Annotated in this window: 24 protein-coding genes, 1 other RNA gene and 1 pseudogene; 14 read left to right on the forward strand and 12 right to left on the reverse strand. The window is 34.3% G+C overall.

All coding sequences use genetic code 11. The annotated features are described in order from the left end of the window. Window positions 1-78: 78 nt before the first annotated feature. Both rsmD and AAGE00_RS01065 read left to right on the forward strand, forming a co-directional pair. Window positions 79-627, forward strand: coding sequence for a 16S rRNA (guanine(966)-N(2))-methyltransferase RsmD (gene rsmD, locus AAGE00_RS01060; RefSeq protein WP_007302024.1), 549 nt, complete (start codon window positions 79-81; stop codon window positions 625-627). A gap of 87 nt (window positions 628-714) precedes the next feature. After that, on the forward strand, window positions 715-861 hold the full coding sequence (locus tag AAGE00_RS01065) for a hypothetical protein (protein ID WP_164819305.1): 147 nt from the start codon (window positions 715-717) through the stop codon (window positions 859-861). Between the two features lie 484 nt (window positions 862-1,345). Here AAGE00_RS01065 and AAGE00_RS01070 read toward each other — a convergent pair whose 3' ends face one another. Then, entirely contained in the window at window positions 1,346-1,876 is a 531-nt protein-coding gene (locus AAGE00_RS01070; RefSeq protein WP_213863988.1) for a hypothetical protein, read from the reverse strand. 135 nt (window positions 1,877-2,011) lie between these two features. Here AAGE00_RS01070 and AAGE00_RS01075 point away from each other — a divergent pair, with 135 nt between their 5' ends. Next, on the forward strand, window positions 2,012-2,620 hold the full coding sequence (locus AAGE00_RS01075) for a superoxide dismutase (protein WP_213863989.1): 609 nt from the start codon (window positions 2,012-2,014) through the stop codon (window positions 2,618-2,620). 1 nt (window position 2,621) lies between these two features. Further along, a complete protein-coding gene (locus tag AAGE00_RS01080; protein ID WP_213863990.1) occupies window positions 2,622-3,896 on the forward strand; it encodes a M16 family metallopeptidase in 1,275 nt (424 codons plus the stop codon). Here AAGE00_RS01080 and AAGE00_RS01085 read toward each other — a convergent pair. The 3 genes from AAGE00_RS01085 to nuoE form a co-directional block, all read right to left on the reverse strand. Then, complete coding sequence (locus tag AAGE00_RS01085; protein ID WP_019236662.1) at window positions 3,893-4,210, reverse strand: hypothetical protein; 318 nt, start codon at window positions 4,208-4,210, stop codon at window positions 3,893-3,895. The two genes, AAGE00_RS01080 and AAGE00_RS01085, sit on opposite strands and share 4 nt — an antisense overlap. A gap of 103 nt (window positions 4,211-4,313) precedes the next feature. Beyond that, complete coding sequence (tgt, locus tag AAGE00_RS01090) at window positions 4,314-5,525, reverse strand: tRNA guanosine(34) transglycosylase Tgt (protein WP_213863991.1); 1,212 nt, start codon at window positions 5,523-5,525, stop codon at window positions 4,314-4,316. After that, window positions 5,526-6,026: an NADH-quinone oxidoreductase subunit NuoE gene (gene nuoE / locus AAGE00_RS01095; protein WP_007302017.1), complete on the reverse strand. Its 501-nt coding sequence runs from the start codon at window positions 6,024-6,026 to the stop codon at window positions 5,526-5,528. It lies immediately after the preceding gene. Between the two features lie 255 nt (window positions 6,027-6,281). On the opposite strand from nuoE, the gene AAGE00_RS01100 reads away from it, so the two are divergent. The 6 genes and pseudogenes from AAGE00_RS01100 to tnpA all read left to right on the forward strand — a co-directional run bounded on the left by AAGE00_RS01100 (window position 6,282) and on the right by tnpA (window position 10,550). Then, window positions 6,282-6,560 (forward strand): hypothetical protein, encoded by a 279-nt coding sequence (locus AAGE00_RS01100; RefSeq protein WP_341815283.1) that lies wholly within the window; start codon window positions 6,282-6,284, stop codon window positions 6,558-6,560. Between the two features lie 60 nt (window positions 6,561-6,620). Then, complete coding sequence (locus tag AAGE00_RS01105; RefSeq protein ID WP_341813349.1) at window positions 6,621-6,956, forward strand: IS630 transposase-related protein; 336 nt, start codon at window positions 6,621-6,623, stop codon at window positions 6,954-6,956. 28 nt (window positions 6,957-6,984) lie between these two features. Further along, entirely contained in the window at window positions 6,985-7,467 is a 483-nt protein-coding gene (locus tag AAGE00_RS01110) for an IS630 family transposase (protein WP_265015457.1), read from the forward strand. 398 nt (window positions 7,468-7,865) lie between these two features. Then, the gene (locus AAGE00_RS01115) at window positions 7,866-9,431 is read left to right on the forward strand and encodes a hypothetical protein (RefSeq protein ID WP_341815284.1); all 1,566 of its coding nucleotides are present in this window, start codon (window positions 7,866-7,868) and stop codon (window positions 9,429-9,431) included. A gap of 157 nt (window positions 9,432-9,588) precedes the next feature. After that, an RNA gene (gene rnpB / locus AAGE00_RS01120) (RNase P RNA component class A) lies at window positions 9,589-9,937 on the forward strand. 194 nt (window positions 9,938-10,131) lie between these two features. Beyond that, window positions 10,132-10,550 (forward strand): annotated as a pseudogene (gene tnpA / locus AAGE00_RS01125) (IS200/IS605 family transposase). Window positions 10,551-10,843: 293 nt separating this feature from the next. Here the strand turns inward: tnpA and AAGE00_RS01130 are convergent. Next, window positions 10,844-11,614 carry a response regulator transcription factor gene (locus tag AAGE00_RS01130; protein ID WP_007302014.1) on the reverse strand — a complete coding sequence of 257 codons (771 nt, stop codon included), beginning with the start codon at window positions 11,612-11,614 and terminating at the stop codon, window positions 10,844-10,846. Window positions 11,615-11,937: 323 nt separating this feature from the next. Here AAGE00_RS01130 and AAGE00_RS01135 point away from each other — a divergent pair, with 323 nt between their 5' ends. From AAGE00_RS01135 to AAGE00_RS01150, 4 genes are read left to right on the forward strand one after another with little or no spacing between them, the layout of a single operon-like run. Continuing rightward, window positions 11,938-12,915 carry an NAD(P)H-dependent glycerol-3-phosphate dehydrogenase gene (locus AAGE00_RS01135; protein ID WP_007302013.1) on the forward strand — a complete coding sequence of 326 codons (978 nt, stop codon included), beginning with the start codon at window positions 11,938-11,940 and terminating at the stop codon, window positions 12,913-12,915. 19 nt (window positions 12,916-12,934) lie between these two features. Beyond that, window positions 12,935-13,417, forward strand: coding sequence for a phosphatidylglycerophosphatase A (locus tag AAGE00_RS01140; protein ID WP_012481861.1), 483 nt, complete (start codon window positions 12,935-12,937; stop codon window positions 13,415-13,417). Then, window positions 13,407-14,198, forward strand: a complete 792-nt coding sequence (locus tag AAGE00_RS01145; protein ID WP_019236659.1) for a GNAT family N-acetyltransferase — start codon at window positions 13,407-13,409, stop codon at window positions 14,196-14,198. Before AAGE00_RS01140 ends, AAGE00_RS01145 begins: the two co-directional genes overlap by 11 nt. A 35-nt stretch (window positions 14,199-14,233) precedes the next feature. Next, window positions 14,234-15,370 carry a hypothetical protein gene (locus tag AAGE00_RS01150; protein ID WP_213863993.1) on the forward strand — a complete coding sequence of 379 codons (1,137 nt, stop codon included), beginning with the start codon at window positions 14,234-14,236 and terminating at the stop codon, window positions 15,368-15,370. 3 nt (window positions 15,371-15,373) lie between these two features. On the opposite strand, the gene AAGE00_RS01155 is transcribed toward AAGE00_RS01150, so the two are convergent. The 7 genes from AAGE00_RS01155 to AAGE00_RS01185 form a co-directional block, all read right to left on the reverse strand. Further along, window positions 15,374-16,162, reverse strand: a complete 789-nt coding sequence (locus AAGE00_RS01155) for a succinate dehydrogenase iron-sulfur subunit (RefSeq protein ID WP_213863994.1) — start codon at window positions 16,160-16,162, stop codon at window positions 15,374-15,376. A 54-nt stretch (window positions 16,163-16,216) separates the two neighbouring features. Beyond that, the gene (ybeY, locus tag AAGE00_RS01160; RefSeq protein ID WP_007302008.1) at window positions 16,217-16,675 is read right to left on the reverse strand and encodes an rRNA maturation RNase YbeY; all 459 of its coding nucleotides are present in this window, start codon (window positions 16,673-16,675) and stop codon (window positions 16,217-16,219) included. Next, on the reverse strand, window positions 16,669-17,067 hold the full coding sequence (locus AAGE00_RS01165) for an EVE domain-containing protein (protein ID WP_007302007.1): 399 nt from the start codon (window positions 17,065-17,067) through the stop codon (window positions 16,669-16,671). The genes ybeY and AAGE00_RS01165 overlap by 7 nt, the downstream gene beginning before the upstream one ends. Then, window positions 17,067-18,251: a cell division protein FtsZ gene (ftsZ, locus tag AAGE00_RS01170; RefSeq protein WP_213863995.1), complete on the reverse strand. Its 1,185-nt coding sequence runs from the start codon at window positions 18,249-18,251 to the stop codon at window positions 17,067-17,069. The genes AAGE00_RS01165 and ftsZ overlap by 1 nt, the downstream gene beginning before the upstream one ends. A gap of 244 nt (window positions 18,252-18,495) precedes the next feature. Next, window positions 18,496-18,984, reverse strand: a complete 489-nt coding sequence (locus AAGE00_RS01175; RefSeq protein WP_341815285.1) for a hypothetical protein — start codon at window positions 18,982-18,984, stop codon at window positions 18,496-18,498. 76 nt (window positions 18,985-19,060) lie between these two features. Beyond that, window positions 19,061-20,518: a YifB family Mg chelatase-like AAA ATPase gene (locus tag AAGE00_RS01180; protein WP_250147236.1), complete on the reverse strand. Its 1,458-nt coding sequence runs from the start codon at window positions 20,516-20,518 to the stop codon at window positions 19,061-19,063. Continuing rightward, entirely contained in the window at window positions 20,448-22,079 is a 1,632-nt protein-coding gene (locus AAGE00_RS01185; protein WP_341815286.1) for a recombinase family protein, read from the reverse strand. Before AAGE00_RS01185 ends, AAGE00_RS01180 begins: the two co-directional genes overlap by 71 nt. Window positions 22,080-22,095 lie beyond the last annotated feature (16 nt).

The raw sequence follows: 22,095 nt of genomic DNA on the forward strand, positions 1-22,095 counted from the left end.
CTTTCTATTAGACTGCTGAAGCTATGTTGACATTAAATGTGTATTATAAATAATTAGTTAACTTCGAACTTGTTTTATATGTTACGTGTTATTGCGGGTAAATATCGTGGAAGAAAAATAACTACAGGCAAGAATTTAGCTGCACGGCCCACTATGAGTAGTGTCCGAGAAGCAATATTTAGTATACTTTCTTCAAGAAAACCTATTTATAACCTAAATGTACTTGATTTATTCTGCGGAAGTGGCTCTTTTTCATTTGAAGCACTTTCTCGAGGTGCTAAACATGCATTCATGGTAGATTCAGATTATTACAATTTGCAACTGCCTAAAAAAACAGCAGAAGATTTTGGAATTACGAACGATATCACGTTAATTTGTTGCAATGCTAACGGATTACCAAGACCTATTTCAAAGTGCGATATAGTTTTTATGGACCCACCTTATAATATCAATCTGGTTAACTCAACTTTAGACGAGTTAGCTCACTCAGGCTGGTTAAATGATAATGCGTTAATAATTCTAGAAATGAGGAAAAATGAAGGTTTTGAGTGCAATAAAAACTTCAATATAATTGTGGAGCGTACCTACGGTATTGCAAAAATAATTTTTCTTTCTTCACTCACTTGAATTTCTTTTGTAAACATCTATAGCTAAGCTAAGTAAGATTTTTCCGAGGACTGAAAGAAAAAATCAATTCGTTTTGGTGGGAATACGGTGTGTAACAGCAAATCAATACGAGTTGATATACTAGAAGAAGCAGTATGGAAAGAAATGAAGATGGTACTCAAAGAACCAGAGGCAATGACTAAGGAATATCAGCTCAGACTCGTAAAACATGAAAGTACGCAAGCAAAGGATTAACTTGAAAAGCGTGCAAGTAAAATAGAACAAGGTATAGAAAAATTAGCTTATGTATATGCAAGGGGTCATATAACGAAGGAAAAGTATGACTTAGAAGTTGAGAGCATGGAAAAGGAGTTAAAGGAATCAGAGATCAAAGGGAAGAAGCTATCGATGAAAAGAGTCTACAGAGAGAATTAGATTTTATCACAAACAGTGTAGAAAGTTTTTCCTCTGAGAGAGCTTAATCAAGCAGACTATGAAACTAAACTTGATATAATAAGAAAGTTAGTTCAACGCATTGAAATTGACGATGATAACGTACATATAGTGTTTCGATTGAAAGAACTTACTCTCGAAAGGCAAAAAAAAGTGTTCAACATTGTATCGGGATGCCAGTGTCAGCTACTTGCATGACATCCTCTTGCTTCTATAGGTGTCTTTATCTCGTCTACTTTATTTTGCCACACAGATACAATGGTTTCACATAAACCTGATAGTTTATCTATTTTGAAAAAGAAGGACCACCAACACCTTCAGCGTTTGCATCACTAAATTTACTTGCCACTTTATCAATAGTCCAAACGAGTGGTGTAACAACGAGCGCAGCAGCCCAGATAACAGCACTAACAGCATAATCCAAAACTGCATTAACAAATTCAGATAATGCTCCACTATGGTTCCATGCCTTAAGTGACAACATGGATGAATAATCTATCAATGATTTTGTATTTTCTGCAAAATCATAGCTACCTACTACTTTCGCCAATCCTTTTGCCGGCCAATATGATAGATACGCCAATGCTAGATATAAAGGTTGCAGAACGACATTAGCTAACGCAAAAGTAATAATCCCAATCATAGAAGGATTTTTTTTGTAACTACCAAGAGCTACATTTTTCACTGGCCCAATAACACTATTAATATAATGAACAGATTTATAGAAACTATTTTGTGGAACTTCACTGTTATTTTTTGCAGCAGGAACAGTTCCATATTTAGCATATCTATTAAAATTCTTAAATAAACTTGACATATTACCCCTCTAAAATAAAAACATAATTATCTTATCAGTATAGATAATTTTAGAATAAATGCAATCACTACCTAACTAAATTATCTGTTGCGCAAAAGCACATATTACCATACCATCGAAAATAAAGAGGTCAGCATGAGTTTTACTTTACCTGAGCTGCCATATGATAAAGCAGCTTTAGAACCTTACATATCTGCAAATACATTGAATTTTCATTATGATAAGCACCATAAGGGATATTTAAATAAACTCAACGAACTGGTTGAAAACACAGATTATCAACATATGGAAATTGAGGAATTAGTAACGAAAGTTCATGGAAATAATAATACAGTTCCTATTTTTAACAATGCAGCACAAGTTTGGAATCACACTTTTTATTGGAATTCAATGAAAAAAAATGGTGGTGGTAAACCTAAAGATGATGGTCTTCTAGCAAAAAAAATTCAAGATGATATTGGTGGCTTTGACAAATTTTGTGAAGAATTTTCAAATTATGGAGTAAGCCAATTTGGTAGTGGATGGGTGTGGTTAGTGCTTGAAAAAGGAAAACTCAAAATCACTAAAACTCCAAATGCGGATCTACCGCTAATTTATGGCCAGGTGCCACTACTTACTATGGATGTATGGGAGCATGCATACTATTTGGATTGCCAAAATCGCAGAATTGACTACATAAAAGTTTTTCTTGATCATTTGATCAATTGGGATTTTGTAGAAGAGAATTTAAAGAAGAATATATAAGATGAATATACCACAAGTAACAAAACTAGATAATGGTCTGCGCATAATAACTGAGAGAGTGCATGAAGTTGATTCCGTAGCTTTAAATATACGAGTTGGTGTTGGCAGTAGAGCTGAAAGTGCAAGTCAAAATGGAATATCTCATTTCCTAGAGCACATGGCTTTCAAAGGAACAAAGACAAGAACTGCTTTTGAAATTGCAAAAGCTTTTGACGATATAGGTGGAGCCTTCAATGCCTGCACCGGTAGAGAAAGCACCAGTTATTATGCAAAGGTTCTTAAAAAAGATATAAAAACTGGCATTGATATATTAATAGATATATTAATGAATTCTACATTTCCAGAGGATGAATTGGAACGCGAAAAGGGTGTTGTAATACAAGAGATTTTTCAAACCAATGATTCACCAAGTGATATCATTTTTGATAAGTATTTTGAAGCAGCTTATAAAGATCAACCATTTGGTAGATCAATCTTGGGTACGCAAGATACTGTCAAATCTTTTACTCGAGCTAATCTAGATAACTATATAAATGAGCATTACTTTGGCGGAAATATGATATTTGCTGCTGCAGGAAATGTTGAGCATGAGGAAGTTGTTCAATTAATCAAAGACTTTCTCTCAAAGATTCATTCAAAAGAGCTGAAAAAAAGCCAGAATGCAGGTTATACCAGTGGTGAGTATCGAGAGCATCGTAAATTAGATCAGGTGCACTTGTTAATTGGGCTACCTAGTGTTTCTCGTGATGATAATAAATATCACACATTTAAAGTGCTTGATTCTATACTGGGAAGTGGCATGTCATCACGCCTGTTTCAGGAAGTAAGAGAAAAGCAGGGTCTTGCTTACTCCATTTACTCATTCAACTCTAGCTATGCTGATACGGGAATGCTTTCGATTTTTGCTGGTACAGATAGTAGTAATCTAGATAAGCTTTTAAAATCCATAACGACAGAGCTAAAGAAATTGTCTACAGATGATTTAAAGGAAGAAGAAGTAAATAGAGTAAAAGAACGAGTAAAATCTCAAATTTTAATGTCACGCGAAAGTGTTAGCTCACGTGCTGAAACATTAGGACACTACTACGGTAACTATAATAAATACATCAGTAAAAATGAATTAATAGAAAAAATTAGTGCTGTTACTATTTACGATATAAAAAAAGCAGCAGAAGAATTGCTATCTCAGCATGAGAGAATTACTTTAGCTGCGATTGGAGAAATTAAGTCACTGCCAAGTTACGATAAAGTTGTTTCTATGCTTAGTGTACTTTAATTATGTTGCTTATGCTCACTAAAAAGTTCAATGAATGGTTGCAAAATCCTTTCTATAAAAAGTTTCCTTTCTGGTTCATCGCGTATACCACTAATTATTTTATTGAAAGCTTTTTCGCTGTTTTGTAAAAATAAATAGCTTTCTACTGATTGCACAATAGACAAGGCAGTTAAAACTCCTCCTATCACTAAACAAGAAGCTATAGCAGGTACAGTACCCACTGCAATTCCAGTTGCGATTAATGATAAACCAGCTAAGAGTGTAAAGGCTGAAACGCAAAACGCTATTTGATGTTTTTCTTTATTTTTAACCATAAATGCCTCACAAAATTATATTTTTAGTATACCCGTATATATACGGTACTGTCAAGTTTTTAAAGAAGATTAAAAAATGCAACGCACATGTACAAAATATGAACTAGGTATATAGTTCACAATGCAGCGGTATTTCACTAATCCAATTATTTTTTTCCTGATCTAGCCTATCATTCAATATTGCTTGTCTTATTGATTCCATCAACTTATTCATGAAGAAAACATTGTGAATGGTAACGAGTGTATAAGCCAGCAACTCTTTAGCTTTCAGTAGATGGTGTATATAGGCTCTTGAATGTTTTCTGCAAGTAAAGCACAAACAGTCATTTTCAATTGGGTTATCATCTAGTTCGAATCGTTGATTTCGCAAATTAATATGCTCTTTGCACTTTGAAGAAATAGAATCTCTATTTTTTACTTTAACAAGCGCGCCACCATGTCTTGCGAGGCGAGTTGGATGCACGCAATCAAATGTATCAACTCCAAGCTCTACTCCACGAAAAATGTCTACAATTCCACCAATACCAAGCAAATGAGTAGGCCTATCTTTTTTTAAATGTTCCATAGTAAAGGAAACTACATCATACATCTGCTCTTTACTTTGACCAAGTGATCCACCTATTGCTTGACCAAAAAATGGCAAATCGTTGATAAAATCACAACTTTCTCTACGCAAATCTTGATACACTCCGCCTTGACTAATTCCATAAAGCGCCTGTTTGCCATCATTATTTTTTTCAAACTTATTTAAAGAACGTTCAGCCCATCTATGGCTCATGAGCATTGATTTTCTTGTGTATTCTTTACTGACATGGAATGGAGTACATTCATCTAAAACTAGGATTAAATCTGCACCTAATTTTTGTTGAATTTGTATCGACTTTTCAGGAGTTAGACAATAAGTTTTACCATTTATGTAAGAACGAAAAATTGCCCCATCCTCGTTAATTTTGATCAGAGTTTTTTGCTTCTGTCTTATTCCCTTTATTTCTTCCGAAACTGACCCGTGCCCTAAACTAAATATCTGGTATCCACCAGAATCAGTGAGCATTGGCCCACTCCATCCCATCATCTTGTGCAAGCCACCAAGCTTTGCCACAGTATCCTCTCCCGGTTGGAGCATTAGGTGATAGGTGTTGGAAAGTATTATCTGAGTACCTGCTTCTCTGATTCTCTCGATATCTGCAGCTTTAATAGCAGCTTTGGTTGCACAAAATATAAATGCTGGTGTTTCTATACTTCCATTTGGAGTTTTGATCGTTCCAACTCTTGCAGAACCTGATTGCTTAGTTATCCTAAACGAGAACTTTTCCATCTATTTACTTGAAAGTTCTGCTATGATATTTTCCACTTTTTCAGGAGTGAGGTTTTCATAAAAGTCATTATTGATCTGCACCACAGGGGCATTAACGCATGCACCAAGACATTCAACTTCCTTTAAAGTAAATAGATTATCTTTAGTAGTTTCACCGATATTGATTCCTAGTTTCTTTTTAAAGGTATTTAACACTTCTTCGCTATTGCACAACCAGCAAGGAGTTGTTCTACAAATTTGTATGAGATATTTACCTACTGGTTTTAAATTATACATGGTATAAAAATTTGCCACTTCATACACGCGAATATGTGGAATATGAAGCATGTCAGCAACGTAGCGCATGGCAGATTCAGGAACCCATCCGCATTGTTCTTGAACCAGGTATAGTAAAGGCATGACGGCACTACCTTCTCTACCTTTAGGATACATCTCTATAGACTTTTTCGCTTTTCTGAGGTTGTCTGATGTAAAACTAAACTGCTCTTCTTTCTCTTTCATCTAATAAAGTTCGTGTAAATCTCAACAAATTATACTTGAAGAGTTAACAATTGCAATTGTTGGTTTTTTGAGCTCTACAATATTATATCTGTAGAGTGGGCGCATTCAATTTGTGAATTCTTTACTGCTACTCATTTTCCATATTTCGCTTTGCAGATTATAAAGGTATTAATTTCTTAATTTTAGTTAAAATTTTATTGACGTTACATATAGAAATAATCATAATAGCGTTTTATTAAAATTTTAAATATAATTATGTCTATATTAAGTAGATTATTTAGAGTTAATACAACTACACTGAAAGTTAAAGAAGCGATAGGTTTTAACCCAGTAAACGTAGGGTTGATTGAAGGAAATGGAGTTACTTATGGACTCAGCTATCAAGATAACGGCAATGGAAGCAGTAGAGTAAAGTTACTTATTAGTCCATTATATCAATCGAAAACATACGAGTGTGATACATGTGTCAACGTAGCAAATGAATTCAAGGGCCAATTATCTCCCACACTAATAGAAAATTCAGCTGAAGTATAGTATTTCCTAAAGTAAATGATAAAGGTATAATAAAGTATTTGAGTTATAATGGCATATAGTGTGGATTTAAGGGAAAAGGCAGTATTGATGATAGAAAAAGGTAAGACAAAGGTTGAGGTAGCAGAGCTTATGGAGATAGGAATAGCAACTCTGTACCGTTGGTTAAAAAAGAAAGCTGCTGGTGAAAGCCTCAAGCCATCTAAAAACGGTAGCTTTATTCGAAAAATAGACCCCAAAATACTCGAAGAATATGTTACAAAGAATCCAGATCATACTCTGGCAGAGATGAAACAAAATCTTGGATTTGGAATAAACTCAATTTGGTATAGACTAAAACAGCTAAAAATTACTTTAAAAAAAAGTCACACTATATCAAGAGCGCAATCAAGAAGATAGGGAGCAATTTATTGATAAAATCTCAAAAATAGACCATTCCAGCATCTTATATATAGATGAAGCAGGAGTTGATAATAAGTTATACCGAGAATATGGACGCGCTCCAAGAGGAAAGAAAATTTATGCAGATATTCCAGGGAGAACTCGAGAGAGAATCAGTATAGTAGCCGGGTGGATTGGAAAGAGATTTATTGCACCAATGACTTTCAAAGGTGGGTGTGACAAAGAGGTATTCAATACATGGTTGGAGAAGATGTTATTACCTACATTGCCACTTGGCACAACTATAGTTATGGATAATGCTACATTTCATAAGACCACTAAAACAAAATCATTAATAGAGTCTTTTGGCTGTCATTTGCTGTATCTTCCAACATATTCACCAGATTTGAATCCTATAGAATACTGTTGGCATACCATCAAAAGCCGCCTCAGACCTCTCATGTATAAATATACAGACTTACAGCTTTTGGTTGGTAATACCATAATGGAACTTTATCATCCATTTTAGAAAATACTATAGATAAAGTTGGAGTTATTTTTCCTACAGAAGAAACTAACAAAGAAAGAAAGTGCATCAAAGGCTTAACATTCAACACTTACGAAATCAAGCATTCAACTAATGCTCCCTTAGTTGAATACGTAGGAAAAGTAAAATTATACAAGAACATTGATATAAATAATCTTGCAAATGAAGACAATAGTTACTTTCAACCAAAAGCAGTAAAAGTTGATCATGGTAATATTGTTGTAATTGCTCATAACTTAAAGGATCAAGCTTTAGTTTCTTGGTATTTACAATCAGACACGAATGGAAAATTTAAGATTCTGCGTGAAAAAAACGGTCTTACAGAAAGAAAATTATTCAAATTTGATAATCCAGGGCAATTAGTACTAGATGAAAATACGATGCTTTATGCACAGATGAGCAAAGAGATTATTGGGAAGCCAGAAGTAAGAACAAATATCTTTAAATTCGACTTGATTGACGTGGCTCAGAAGCTGAAAGATAGAAAAGAAGATGAATGTTTGCTTAAGAAAAATTGTCAAATAGATAAAGCATCATCTACTATCTATAATCCAGGAAAAATAAACTTTTTACAGTATGTAAGACGAACTGAAGGTGATGATTTAGTTGCTTTTCTTGCGAAAAAACAATCTTCTAATACGCAAGAATTGCATTTAGCAAGGCTTGCTAAGAGAGGACCAAAATCAAATTTTACTGTTTGTGAATGTGAAGATCCTATAGAACAATTGTATGTTAAAGACAATGGTCAAGGAGGTTTTATCGTCACTGCGGTAAGTGGAGAGAGTATTATAACTTTTAATAGAGAGAGCTCTGGAAAATCTTCTGAAGCAACGATAATACCGACAAGCAGTATCAAAGCTCTCAGTGATTTTGTTAATATCATTAACGGCCAATTGATGCCTAGTATTATTTCCAGCAGTACTGTGGCTCCTATAACTGTTACAGAGACGGTTGTGACTTCTAAGAAAACGACGACTGCTGCAATTACTAGCACAACAGAAACCGACACTGTAAAGACTACCAAATTAACAACAGAAGCATCAACTATCATTGTACCAACTTCCACAATGAGTAAATCTTCAACAGAGTCAACAACTCAGGCAAGTACAGTAACAGTGGAGTCAACAACAGTAGCATCAACTACCACTGCACCTACTTCTACAACGAGTAGGCCTTCAACAGAGTCAACAATTCAAACAAGTACAGTAACAGTGGGGCCAACAACAGTAGCAAAAACAACTACTACTCCACAAGCGACCACAGTTGCTACAACGTCAACTAGTGTGCCTTCGGAAACTGAGACAAGTACTGTAAAATCTACAGCAGCGACTGTTGAGTCAACTTTTACAGCAAGCAGTACTACGATGAGTAAGCCTTTAACAGAATTAACAACTAAGATGAGTACGTCATCAGAACCAACAACAGTAGCTGAAACTATTGCGACCTCACAAGCGACTATGATTACTACAATGCCAACTAATGTGACAACAACAAACTCAGAGGCAACTATACAAACAGTGTCCACTATATCAAATACTGGAACAAAGGTAACAACTCCTTTGTTCACTACAACTTTACTTCCTCAAACTACTCCTTCACCACAGCCCGCTCAGCTTGCTATAGAGTCTAATAGGGCAGGAATGATAGGTGGGTCTTTGGTTGGAGCGATAATAAGTATTGCTGGAATTATAGGATTCATAACATACAAATATGTTAAGGGTCGTAATTCTGCCCCTGTGTTAGAACTAACTAATTTCAATGATAGAAGGCGATCATCTTCAAGTGGCAATAGCGATGAAGAAATTTTTATCGCTAATAACAGAATGAGACATATATCTATGCGAACTATGGATCAATCTGAAACAGTGCTAAACAGTATATCGGTGGAGAGTAGTAGTCGGTCAAGAAGTAGCTCATCGTCTTCAAGCGGTGGACCAGGATCTTGACTGACTGAGCTAGAGTCTAAAAGTGAAAAAAGCTTATCTTGGGATAGCGATGATGTACCGGAATATCACCTTTAGCTATTTGTCTGAATGTTTTTAGTATGTAGACTGTTAGGAAATTTTCTTTTGCTTTTATGATTTTAATGTTAAAGTATAATTCCTAGGTGCAATAAGTAGCTGCTGTTGTGTGATAAACACAGCAGAGGAAAGTCCGAGCTCCAAGAAAAGGTAGTGACGGGTAACGCCCGCCGGAGGTAACTCCAGTTATAGGGCTACAGAAAATTACCGCCTAAATATTATTAGGTAAGGGTGAAAAGGTGTGGTAAGAGCACACCATAACAATGGCAACATTGGTAGTCAAGTAACCAACACTAGGAGCAAGATTAAATAGAAGTAGATTTTATGTTTTTCTCATATCTACTCGGGTAAATCGCACGAAGTAAATGGTAACATTTACTCCAGATAAATAGCTACATAAACAGAACTCGGCTTATATTTCACCTAGGCAATGCATGAATGTCAGCCATACTATGTAAATGTATCAAACATTTCACATACCCTGTACGCTCAATTTGACCACCTATATTCCTTTTACTTCTTGGCTTATCTCTTTATTTTATTGTCCCAAATTTGGGAGAAAAACCCTGGACTTGAAGTCCATCCTTTTAAGAATATAATTTTAAGGTGAAAAATCTGAAAGAATGTGGAATATTATAGAAAAAGCAGTCACTCTGTATATATATCACATAGTGTGGATAACAAAATATCGATATCCAGTACTAGTTGGAGATATTGGACAGAAAGCTAAAGAAGTTGTACAAGAAGTATGTGCAAATAATCAAGTAGAAATTATCAGAGGTAGAGTTGCGTCAAGTCATGTACACGTATACGTTTCTGTACCCCCATACTTAAGTATTAGTAAGTTAGTGCAGTTAATAAAAGGAAAAAGTTCCAGAAAAATCCAGCAAAACTTTCCAGAGCTAAAAAAGAGATATTGGGTTGTGGGCAGTAGGCTAGTTTGTCAGGACTAGCGGAAATGTAACTGACGAAATGATAAAAAATTATATTGAAAATCACTCTAAAAAAGAAGATAAATTTGGTGACTTTCAAGTCGAAAGTTAGCATTCTATGCTCTCTCTCAATCTTTGGATTTTAATCCATAGTGGTTGAATTCCTTTTGAACTTAACAAAGCTTGAATTTTAACCGAGCTTTTCCTTTAACTAGTCATTCTCTATCTCTAAAGCCTTACTTTCTTACCTATAACTTTTTAGCTCCGCTTCCAACTTTTCTATCTTTTGTTGCAAATCTTTGTAAAGTTCTAAAAGACTGACCACGTTACCTCACTTTTAGGATTAGTTTTTATCTTACTAAATCTACCTTTTCGCTTCTTCAATCAACAAGTAAATAAAGCATTTCATGCGCTGTCCTTGACTTGTTCTGCTTGATAGTCACTACTGCTTTCGCTTATATTAACACTAGAGTATTCTTCATCGTCAACATACTCTTTTAGAACATATCCTCTACCCCAAACGGTTTCTATGTGGCTTATTCCGTCATTTGCACTTTCAAGTTTTTTACGTAATTTACACATAAAAACATCAACTATTTTGTTGTCTGAAGGTTCGTCCAAGCCATTGTAAAGATGGTTTAAAAACATTTCTTTTGTCAACACTGCTCCTTTACGCAATGCCAGCAATTCTATCATGGAATACTCTTTGTTAGTAAGGTGAACTGTTTTGCCTTTTACCTCAACAATCCTGTGATCAAAATTGATATTCATATTACCAATCTTTATCACTGATTCGGGATGGCCTTTAGTACGTCGGACTATGGCCTTAATTCGAGCTAATAATTCGCTCTTGTGAAATGGCTTGGTTAAGTAATCGTCGGCACCATACCCAAGTCCTTTAGCTTTATGGTTGGCAGCGGAGATACACGAAAGTATTAAAACAGGAACTTTGATTTTTGCACTTCTTAATCTTAACAGTATATCATATCCATCAATATCACCAGGCAGGTGTATATCTAGAATAACTAGATCGTAACAGTCTCCACCCGAGGAAACCATATTATTGTTATAATCTTGTGCAGAAGTAACAACGTCGCAAAAATGTCCATCAGAAGTTAAGGCATTAACTACAGTCCTTGCACTTACTTGATCATCTTCAATTAATAATATACGCATATTTTACACCCCATAAATAATTTATAATTTTAGTAATATATATAACCAAGGAAAGTAACAAATCAAATTTTTATTAATGAATAATAGAAATTACACTTATTAATTAATAGTTAATGTGTCGTTCCAAAATTATACAAATAGATCTAAAATACAATAGATATACTATAATAATACTATTTTTAGTAAATATTGAATAGAAGCTATTTTTATTAAAAGAATACTTAGGTTAATAGATATTTAAACTATTTTATACTTTTATGTTATATTTTTAATTTACTTATTCTACAGTTTTAAATTATAAGTAATACTTTCAGGAATATTGAGTGGTAATATCAGTTTTAGGTGCTGGCGCATGGGGTACAGCAATTGCGATTTCATTAAGTGGTAAGAAAAATGTAATTTTGTGGACTCGCAATAAGGCCATATTTGAATCAATTAAAGAGAAAAGAGAAAGTGACAAGCTACCTGATTGTCCAATTTCTGATAATGTATCAGTAAAATTAGCTATTGAAGATGCAGTGAATGCTTCAGTAATAATTCTAGCTGTTCCCACTCAGTCTCTAAGGGAGATATGTCATCAATTGAATGATTGTAACCTAAAAAAAAATGTAGCAATAATTTTGGCTTGTAAGGGAATAGAAAAATCTACATTAAAATTACCTAGTGAAGTAGTCAATGAAGTTTTACCTAATAATCCTCTTGCTGTTTTTTCTGGTCCTAGCTTTGCTATAGAAGTTGCAAGAAAATTACCATATTCGATGGTTCTTGCATGTCAAAATGAAGTATTAGGTTTAAAATTAGTATCAGAGCTACAGCAAGAAAATATTAAATTGTACCTTAGTAGCGATGTTATAGGAATACAGGTTTGTGCAGCGTTAAAGAATGTTTTTGCTATAGCATGTGGGGTTGTTCTAGGTAGGTTTGGGTTTAATGCTCATGCAGCATTAATTACGAAAAGTATGAGTGAAATTAAGGCTTTATACTCAGCAAAAGTTGGTGACGGCAATGTAGATATAAATACACTACTTGGACCAGCATGCTTAGGCGATTTGGTTGTGACATGCACATCATTAAATTCAAGAAATCTATCTTTTGGATCTAAAGTAGCTAATAGTAATGGTTCTAGTGCTCAGCAGATTTTATCAGAAGGTAAGTCGGTAATTGAAGGTTTTAACACTGCTAAGTCTGCATTTGATTTAGCAGAAAAGCTAAAGATAAAAATGCCCATATGTGAAGCGATCTATAGATTGCTATATGAAAATACTTCTATAGAAGATACTATTTCTGTTCTTGTAAATTAGTTTTATATTTCGGTATATTGTGAAATTTTTATATAAATTAATATCAACATGGTGGCTATCTGGCACGGTAAAACACATGCCAGGTACTATAGGCAGCTTGGCTGCTTACCCAATTGTTCCTATATTACTCAATGACAGAATTTTAGGTACAGCAATTATTTTTTTTTTATTCTTAGTTGGATTATGGTCTACAGGCAATTATATACAACATTACAAAGCTCCGCATGATCCAAAAGAGGTAGTAATTGATGAAGTAGTTGGTCAATTGCTGACAGTACTTCTAGTTTCAATATTATTAGAACAAGAAATGAATAGCTCTGTATTGTTGGTGTGCTTTTTCTCCTTTAGGTTTTTTGATATAATAAAAGTGTGGCCTATAAATTTGATTGATAAAAATACAAAAGGTCCTTTAGGTATTATGCTAGATGATGTTGTAGCTGCAATTTTAGCCTTTGTTTTTATAGGAGCCTTTTATTGTTTATTGTTGATTTATGCAGAATAAAAAAATTTGTTATTCAAGCTTAATTATTCAGAACCTAAAGGATTATATACTTTATGCAACGAATTTGTCCAAGTGGGAAATACATGACGAATTTGATAATGTTATATTTACAGTAAATGGTACCAGAGAATCGTTATTTAATTTTGTGTTTTGTGAAGATCAATGTACTGAGCTTTCCATATGCAGAACTCTAGATTATCTCAAAGCACGAAATATAGAAGCAACATGGATAATAAGTCCACGTATAAAAATAGGGGGTATTTTAGAAAAATGCGAAATAAAACACGTTAACGCACCAAAAAAAGTTTTACTCAATATAAAAGATTATTTTTTGCCTGATGATGCTGTTCCAAATTTGAAGTTCAATGTTGTAAATAGTAGTGAGCTCTTAGAGCAATTAGATTTACACACTTCTAAAATTTTTTATCATAGAATTAGTATTGTTAGCACGTTTTTTCGCCAATTATCGAATTATGATGATAAGAGCTCAAGGTTAAGATTTTTTCTTGTAATGCTAAATAACGAAATTGTTGGAACATGCGGTCTTTATATTCAAGACAGCATAGCTGGTTTTTATAGCGATGGAGTTTTACCAATTTACAGGGGTCGTGGAATAGGAACTCAAATGGTTCTAGAAAGAATAAAGATAGCTAGGCAATTTGAATGCAAATACATAGTAGCACATTGCATGAAATCTTCTGTAAACCTTTATAAGAGATTAGGCTTTAGGGTATTTGGCAATCTTCACTTATATACCTCTTCAGTACAATCTCTTTGCTGAGAGGTTACAAATTTTTATATTTGTTTTGGAATGCCATGTTTTTTTTGTATGAAATAGTTTTACTACTAATTCTAGTATTCTTCTTTTTCTCATATTCTAAATTAAAAATTAGTAATAAAATTAAGGACTTACAACATCAAAATGTTATCATAAATAATTTAATAGATACTGTGAATGATGGATTTTATATTTGGGACGCAAAAAAACGTATAGAAAAATTTTCTCCCAATTTACTAATTTTGCTTAATACTGTTTTTTATTCATTTAATGAGTTTGTAAATTTTTTTGAGCAATCAGAAAGCTTAATTAAAAGTTTTGCTGAGGCAAAGGAAATAAATAAATCTTTTACTCTAGATTTAAAGTCAAAAGACAGTGAGGTTTATTGCACATGTTATGGTAAAAGCATAATAGATTATTCTAATAATGTGATTGGTGTGTTGTTATGGATAAGGAATATCTCCGATTATAAGATAAAAGCTAATGAACTTGAGTTAGAAAATAGTAAGCTTATGCGAGAATTGGAGAACTATAAAAAAATTTTTGACTCTTTACCATTTCCAATACTGAAGCACAATAAGAATAAAAAAGTAAGGTTTTATAACTTATTTTATGATAAATATATAGGCAGCTCTAAAAAATTTACTGTTGCGAGTGGCTCCTATAACGTAAAACCAGGAGAGTGTGTAATAACTTACAAGAACGAACCTAAGGTTTTTAATTTTGTTGAAGTTCCAGTGCAAAATTCTAATAGCATAGTAATGTATGGAAAAGATATTAGTGATGAAAAAAAATTACATACTGAGCTAAGCAATTGTTTAGCTGCACAAGAAAGTTTGCTTGAGAAGCTATCGATTGCTGTAGCGATATATAGTAAGAATCAAAAGCTAAAATTTTATAATAATGCTTTTATAAAAACTTTTCAGTTTGATCCAAAATTTTTGGAGTCTTATCCAACTTATCACGAGATTATGCTTCACCTATTTGAATCTAAAAAGCTTTTAGGAAAAAATGATTTTCAAACTATTAATAATCAAAGACATGAGTTGTTCAAAAGATTACTGGAATCATATGGTGAAACAATACATTTCATGAACGGAAGAACGTTTAGAGTATTAACAATACCCTATGCTTCAGAGGGTCTACTATTTTCTTACGAAGAGTGCCAGAAATAACACTCAAATTCCTCCTCTCTCTACCATAAGCTGTTTTACTTTCGCTATCGCTTTTGCTGGGTTAAGACCTTTCGGGCAGGTTTTTGTACAATTCATTATTGTATGACAACGATACAACTTAAATGGGTCGTTTAAAGAAGCAAGTCTTTCTTCTTTCTTATTATCACGACTGTCAGCAATCCATCTATAAGCTTGCAGTAATACCGCTGGCCCTAAAAATTTATCACCATTCCACCAATAGCTTGGGCAACCAGTCGAACAGCAAGCACATAGTATACAATCAGACAGACCATCCAATTTTTTTCTATCTTCAGGAGATTGAAAGTATTCTTTATTTTGTAAGGCAGATTTATCTGTTTGTAACCAAGGTTTAATCGATTTGTATTGCTCATAAAATTGGCTTAGATCTGGAACTAGATCCTTTACTATATACATATGAGGTAGTGGATATATTTTTACTTCACCTTTTATATCATGTATAGATTTAGTGCATGCGAGAGTGTTGGTACCATCAATATTCATTGCACAAGATCCGCATATTCCTTCTCTGCAAGAGCGTCTAAAAGTTAAGGTTGAATCTATTTCATCCTTTATTTTTATTAATGCATCAAGTACCATAGGGCCACAATTATCCATATCGATAAAAAATGTGTCTATTCTTGGATTTTTATCATCATCAGCAGACCAACGATAAATTTGAAATCTTCTAATATTTTTTGCTCCAGTAGGAGTAGGATAAACCTTGCCCTTTTTATTAACTTTAGAATTTTTTGGTAAAGAAAACTGAACCATATTGCTTACCTTTTACAGCTAAAACCCCTTTTTTGTAAATAACATATTTTGGTATTATCTACCATACTTTTCCTTTTCAAATTCAAGCAAAGCTAAAATCTTGCTCTCTAAACTTTTCATTATAATTTCTTCATCTTCTTTTTGATGATCATAGCCAAGTAAATGCAGCAATCCATGAACTAACATGTGTGCAGTGTGAGTGAGGATAGATATACAGTACTCATGAGACTCTCTTTCTATTGTATCTACTGCAATTGCTATGTCTCCTAGATCACATTCACTAGATAACTGTTCGCATGGAAATGATAGTACATTAGTTGGCTTATCTATTTCTCTAAACTTAAGATTAAGTTGATGTAGCAAGTTATCATCAGCGAGAGCTATTGATATATTTGGTTTATAATGATCTATTTTTAATTCTTTTAGAGAAGCATTAATAATATTTAATACAAAACTCTGTGGGTCCTTCGTAATACTATGCCACCTCTTATCAAGAATGCTCACTTCTAACATTCGCTCATCCTTATTATTTCATTCCACTCAGTCTCTAAAACTGGAGAAACTGATAAACGTGATTGTTTTAATATAACCATATTTTTCAAAAGTGGGTTTTGTTTTATACTGTTTAACGTCACTTGGTTACTTAAAGGTTTCAAAAATTTTACATTCACTAGTCCAAATTTGGAATTATAAACATGATAATACTCCTTTAATACTTCAACTATTCCAAGTATAACTCTCTCTTTACCTGTATGATAAAAAAATGCAAGATCGCCTAATTTCATAGCTCTCATGTAATTTTGAGCTTGATAATTGCATACACCATTCCACTGCGTCACCTGCTCCTTTTCCATTTTTTGCCAGGAGTATTCGCTTGGTTCTGACTTTAGTAGCCAAAATTGCATTATTTTTTTCTTCTTAAATAAGCTGGTATATCATAAACATTGCTGCCCCACTTAACTCTTTCATTTGTTTGCTCAGTTGAAGCATATTCTTTTGTTTCTGATATTGGAATTTGATTATAAGGCCATTTAAAAATTTTTTCCTCTGCTGGGATCTTGTTTTGATTAACAGATGAATTGTCGTTACAGCTATCAATGCCAGTTGCAAGAACAGAAACTCTAACTCTTCCCTCCATCGCCTGATCAAAAGTGGCACCAAATATTATATTTGCATTTTCATCCACTTCTTCACGCACTCTATTGGCTGCAGAATCAACTTCAAATAGAGTCATGTCTCCACCACCAGTAATATTAATCAATATTCCTTGCGCACCTTTCATTGATACATTGTCAAGCAATGGATTAGATATCGCAGCCTCTGCAGCACTAATTGCCCTATCTTCTCCTTCTGCCTCTCCAGTACCAATCATTGCTTTACCCATCTCACTCATTACTGTTTCTATATCAGCAAAATCAAGATTAATCAGTCCTGGCATGATCATCAAATCAGTTACTCCTCTTATGCCAATATGTAGAACATTATCGGCGAGTTGAAATGCGTCAGCAAATGTAGTTTTCTCGTTAGCAATTCTAAATAAATTTTGATTGGGAATGACAATAAGTGTATCTACGTATTTTTGCAACTCTTCAAGTCCAAGCTCTGCAATGCGCATACGTCGCACACCTTCAAAACCGAACGGCTTAGTTACAACTCCAACAGTCAGTATCTTTTTTTCTTTTGCTCCTTTATCTTTAACTACCGCTCTTGCTTCTCTTGCTGCTTTTGCAATTACCGGTGCAGCACCTGTTCCAGTACCACCACCCATACCTGCTGTGATAAAGAGCATGTGGCTATCTTTTATATGCTCCATAATCTCATCAATTGATTCTTCTGCTGCACCTTTACCAACATCAGGCAAAGCACCAGCACCAAGGCCCTTAGTTAAGTTAATACCAAGCTGAATTTTTTTATCACATAATGACTTCTCTAACGCTTGAGCATCGGTATTTGCTACAACAAAATTTACCCCTTGTAAATTGGATTGAATCATGTTGTTCACAGCATTTCCACCAGCACCACCCACTCCCACAACGGTAATCCTTGGGTGTAATACAGGTAGCTCTGGTAAACTAAGGTCGATTGACATTTAAATTTTACTCAAATATTAGTGAATTCACTTGATAACAAGTTACTGCTTTTTTAACAATATGCAAACATTTTTCATTTTGACATACGCAAACAGTAAACAAGATTTACTTATTCTTAACATTGTTAATCAGTAGGTATAATAATTGCAGACCTTCAAACAACACTATTTAAGATGCAAAAAAACAGAAAGTACTTGTAAGTAAAAAAGGACAGAAGCCTGTCCTTTTTGTTGAAAGCATAATTTATACAGAGAGGGCCTTCACCGAGCAAGGCATTTCTTTAAGTTCATCAATCTTAGTTTCTGGTTTTTTAACATCGTCTTTTACTATTGCTGATATTTCGTCGATGTCGCCATTGAGGGCTTTAATTTCCTCTGATTTACCACTGTTTTTATATGCAAGCACAGGTGCAGTTATTAAAGCTGCTACTGCAGCAACAATTACCAAACTAGCAATGAGCGGATGAGCAACTGCAAATGCAGACATTGCAGTAATAGCAGGACTAACAAGTGTTGCAGCTTTTGTTCCAACTGTACCAACAAAGGTTGCATAAGCTGGACTTAAAAAATAAGCAGCTGTAAGTGAAGCTACTGCTATAACTGCTAAAGAAATACCAATTGTCTTGCCTTTATGTTCTTTTACGAGATCCCAACCTTGCACAGGCACTTCTTTAGCTGCTGACCAAAGTCCTTCGTCTCTATATTTATTTTTTATTGCTTCAAGTTTTCCCATAACTATACTCCAAAAATATTAAAATTTCACTAAGGGTAGTATATGGCAAAAAAAGTTTCCTGTCAAGTAAATTAACTTATTTATACATTCTTATTCTGTAATTTAGTGCTTCTGCAATATGTGCTCTTTTTATTTCCTCACTTTTTGCAAGATCTGCAATGGTTCTTGCAACTCTTAATATGCGTATGTAGCCTCGATTGGAAATGTAATTTTCTTTCAGTACGTATTTTAGTAATTCTAATCCTTCCTCGTCTGGCTTAGTTAATGCTTCACCACTTACTTCTGCATTACAATAAATATTCAATTTACTATAACGCTCAGCTTGAATTTTCCTCGCTGCTATCACTCTTTTTCTAATATTTTCAGTGCTTTCTCCTTCTGAAGAAATTTCAGGAGAGAGTATACTAACGTTTGGCATTTCAATGCATATGTCTATTCTATCAAGCAAAGGTCCTGATATTTTATTTCTATAATCTGTGCCGCATTTTGGAGCTTTGTTGCACGATCTACTTGCATCACCTAAGTAACCGCACCTGCAGGGATTCATTGCAGCTATAAGTTGAAAATTAGCTGGATAAGTAATGTGAGCATTTGCCCTTGCGATAGTGACTTTTCTATCTTCAAGTGGTTGGCGTAGAGAATCAAGCACAAGCCTTGGAAATTCAGGTAGCTCGTCAAGAAATAACACACCATTGTGAGCCATGGTAATTTCCCCAGGCTTTGCATTTTTTCCTCCTCCTATCATCGCTGGCATGGAACATGAGTGATGAGGTTCACGAAAGGGACGAGTTACTTTAAATGTTTCGTTACTGGCTTTTGTTATGCTAGAGATAATATTAACATCAATCATCTCTTGTTCAGTCAAATCGGGTAATAGCCCTATAAATCGCTTAGCAAGCATTGACTTTCCAGTACCAGGAGGTCCAACAAGAAGCATATTGTGTCCACCTGCTGCTGCAATTTCAGCTGCTCTTTTTGCAACAACTTGACCTTTAATATCCTTTATATCTGGAACTGAATTTTTTTCTTTGGGCGCAGCGCTATAGTTAAAAGTTACCGGCTGAATTAACTGCTCACCCTTAAAATGTCTGATAATATCGGTTAATTTCTCTATAGCCAGAATAGAAACATTCTTTACCCATGAAGCTTCTACTCCATTTCCCCTTGGGCAAATTACTCCTTTATTTACCTGTTTTGCATTGATTGCTGTTGGAAGTACTCCTGAGATTGGTATGACTCTGCTGTCTAGTGCAAGCTCGCCCATGATTATATAAGACTGAACTTTTTCAACTGGTATCACATTCATTACAACAAGTAATCCAACAGCAATAGCTAAGTCATAATGACTACCTTCTTTAAGCAAATCCGCAGGGGAAAGATTAACCGTAATCCTTTTTGGAGGTAACAGAAGATTGATTGAATTTAACGCTGCTCTGATACGCTCTCTGGATTCTGCAACAGTTTTATCCGGCAGTCCAACAATATTGACTGCTAGTACAACATTGCATAATTCTATTATGGCTATTTTGATCAAAATTTGCAAGATTTTTTATGCGAAATACTATATATAGGTGATTGTGGTTGATTTCAATTTGATGAATTAACATTCTAATAATATTTTGCTTAGTCTGCCAATCTACCAGATCAAGTTTTGACTCAACGCTTGAGGAAAAGTTTTTCAAGCTATCTGTAACAAGGCTCAATTCTTGTTGTAACTTCTTTTGATCGAGTGTTCTTTCTTTCTCTTCTTCAATTTCTTTCAAATGTTGTTTCATTGTTGTGATTCTTGGTTCAAATTCTTCTTGGCTTATAAACCCTTTGGCATAGCTATCAATAAATTTTTTGATACTTAATCTTAGCTTACTTTCTTGCTTTTCACGTGTTTGATTATGTAAAGGTTTTTTGTTCTCTGACAATCTACGTTGATATTCATTTGCAATCCTATCTGGCTCTTTCAAGATACTCTTGACTTCTTCCCATATAACTCCATCTAATACATCAGTGCGTATTGATTTATTATCGCAGATTTTATTGCCATTGAATTTGCTAGAGTTTGTACCAGAGCAACGATAGTAATAATATGTCGACTTTTTATGAACGTGGTTTGTACCACAATAAGTATATTGACAACGTTGGCATACCATTAAACCTTGTAATAAATATGTTTCTCTTCTTTGCCTTACTCTTGCTCTTTGTCTATTTTCAGCTAATTGTGTTTGCACTGAATCAAATAAATTTTCATTGATTATTTTTGGTACTGGAATATAAGTCCAATTCTCTTTATCACTGTTAAAGCGACCACTTTTAAGTTTACCACAAGTTCCTTTTTTTGACTTTTTTACTTGTGGTTTTGAGCATGTCCTAGTTTTACCATAAGCTGCTTGTCCTATATAAGCAGGATTTTTTAACATGTTCCAAATAGTGCTCCTTTTCCAATACCTTTTTCCTGTTCGTGTTATTACCGGTATCTTATTCAGTTTATGTACAACTTCTCCTATACTTGCTCTTTCTTGGCCAACCCAACTAAATATTTTACGCACTATATTTGCCTCTTCTTCATCAACCTCAAATTTAGCACTTCCTTCACCTACGTGTTTTGCTATGTAGCGATAACCGTAAGGCGCCCTACCCATCACACTTATACACCCAGCTTTGGCCGCATGAAGTTTACCTCTACGGTTTCGTTCCATAATCTTTGCACGTTCATACTCTGCTATTGCTCCCTGAATCTGTAGAAATAAATGGGAATCAGGATTATCATCAAACTTATGATTCAAAAATACTATTTCAGATCCAGCCTTTTTAAACTCTTCGAGTAAGATCATTTGATATGAAAATTTACGTGATAGCCGATCAGGTGAATGAATGTATATCTTATCAATCTTACCTTCTGCTACTCTATCACGTAAACTCTCTAAGCCAGGACGTTCTAAGTTTGATCCACTGTAGCCATTATCGATGAACCTATGCTCATCTAATAACTCATGTCCATCGCTACTAATGCGACGCTCCAATTCTACAATCTGACTCTCTATCGTATTCTCTTGTGCTTGTTGTCTTGATGAAACTCTTGCATACAAGCTTACGGTTGTCATTTTCTTTCACCTCCTT

Source organism: Wolbachia endosymbiont (group B) of Aricia artaxerxes (genome assembly GCF_964026975.1).
GTDB lineage: Bacteria > Pseudomonadota > Alphaproteobacteria > Rickettsiales > Anaplasmataceae > Wolbachia.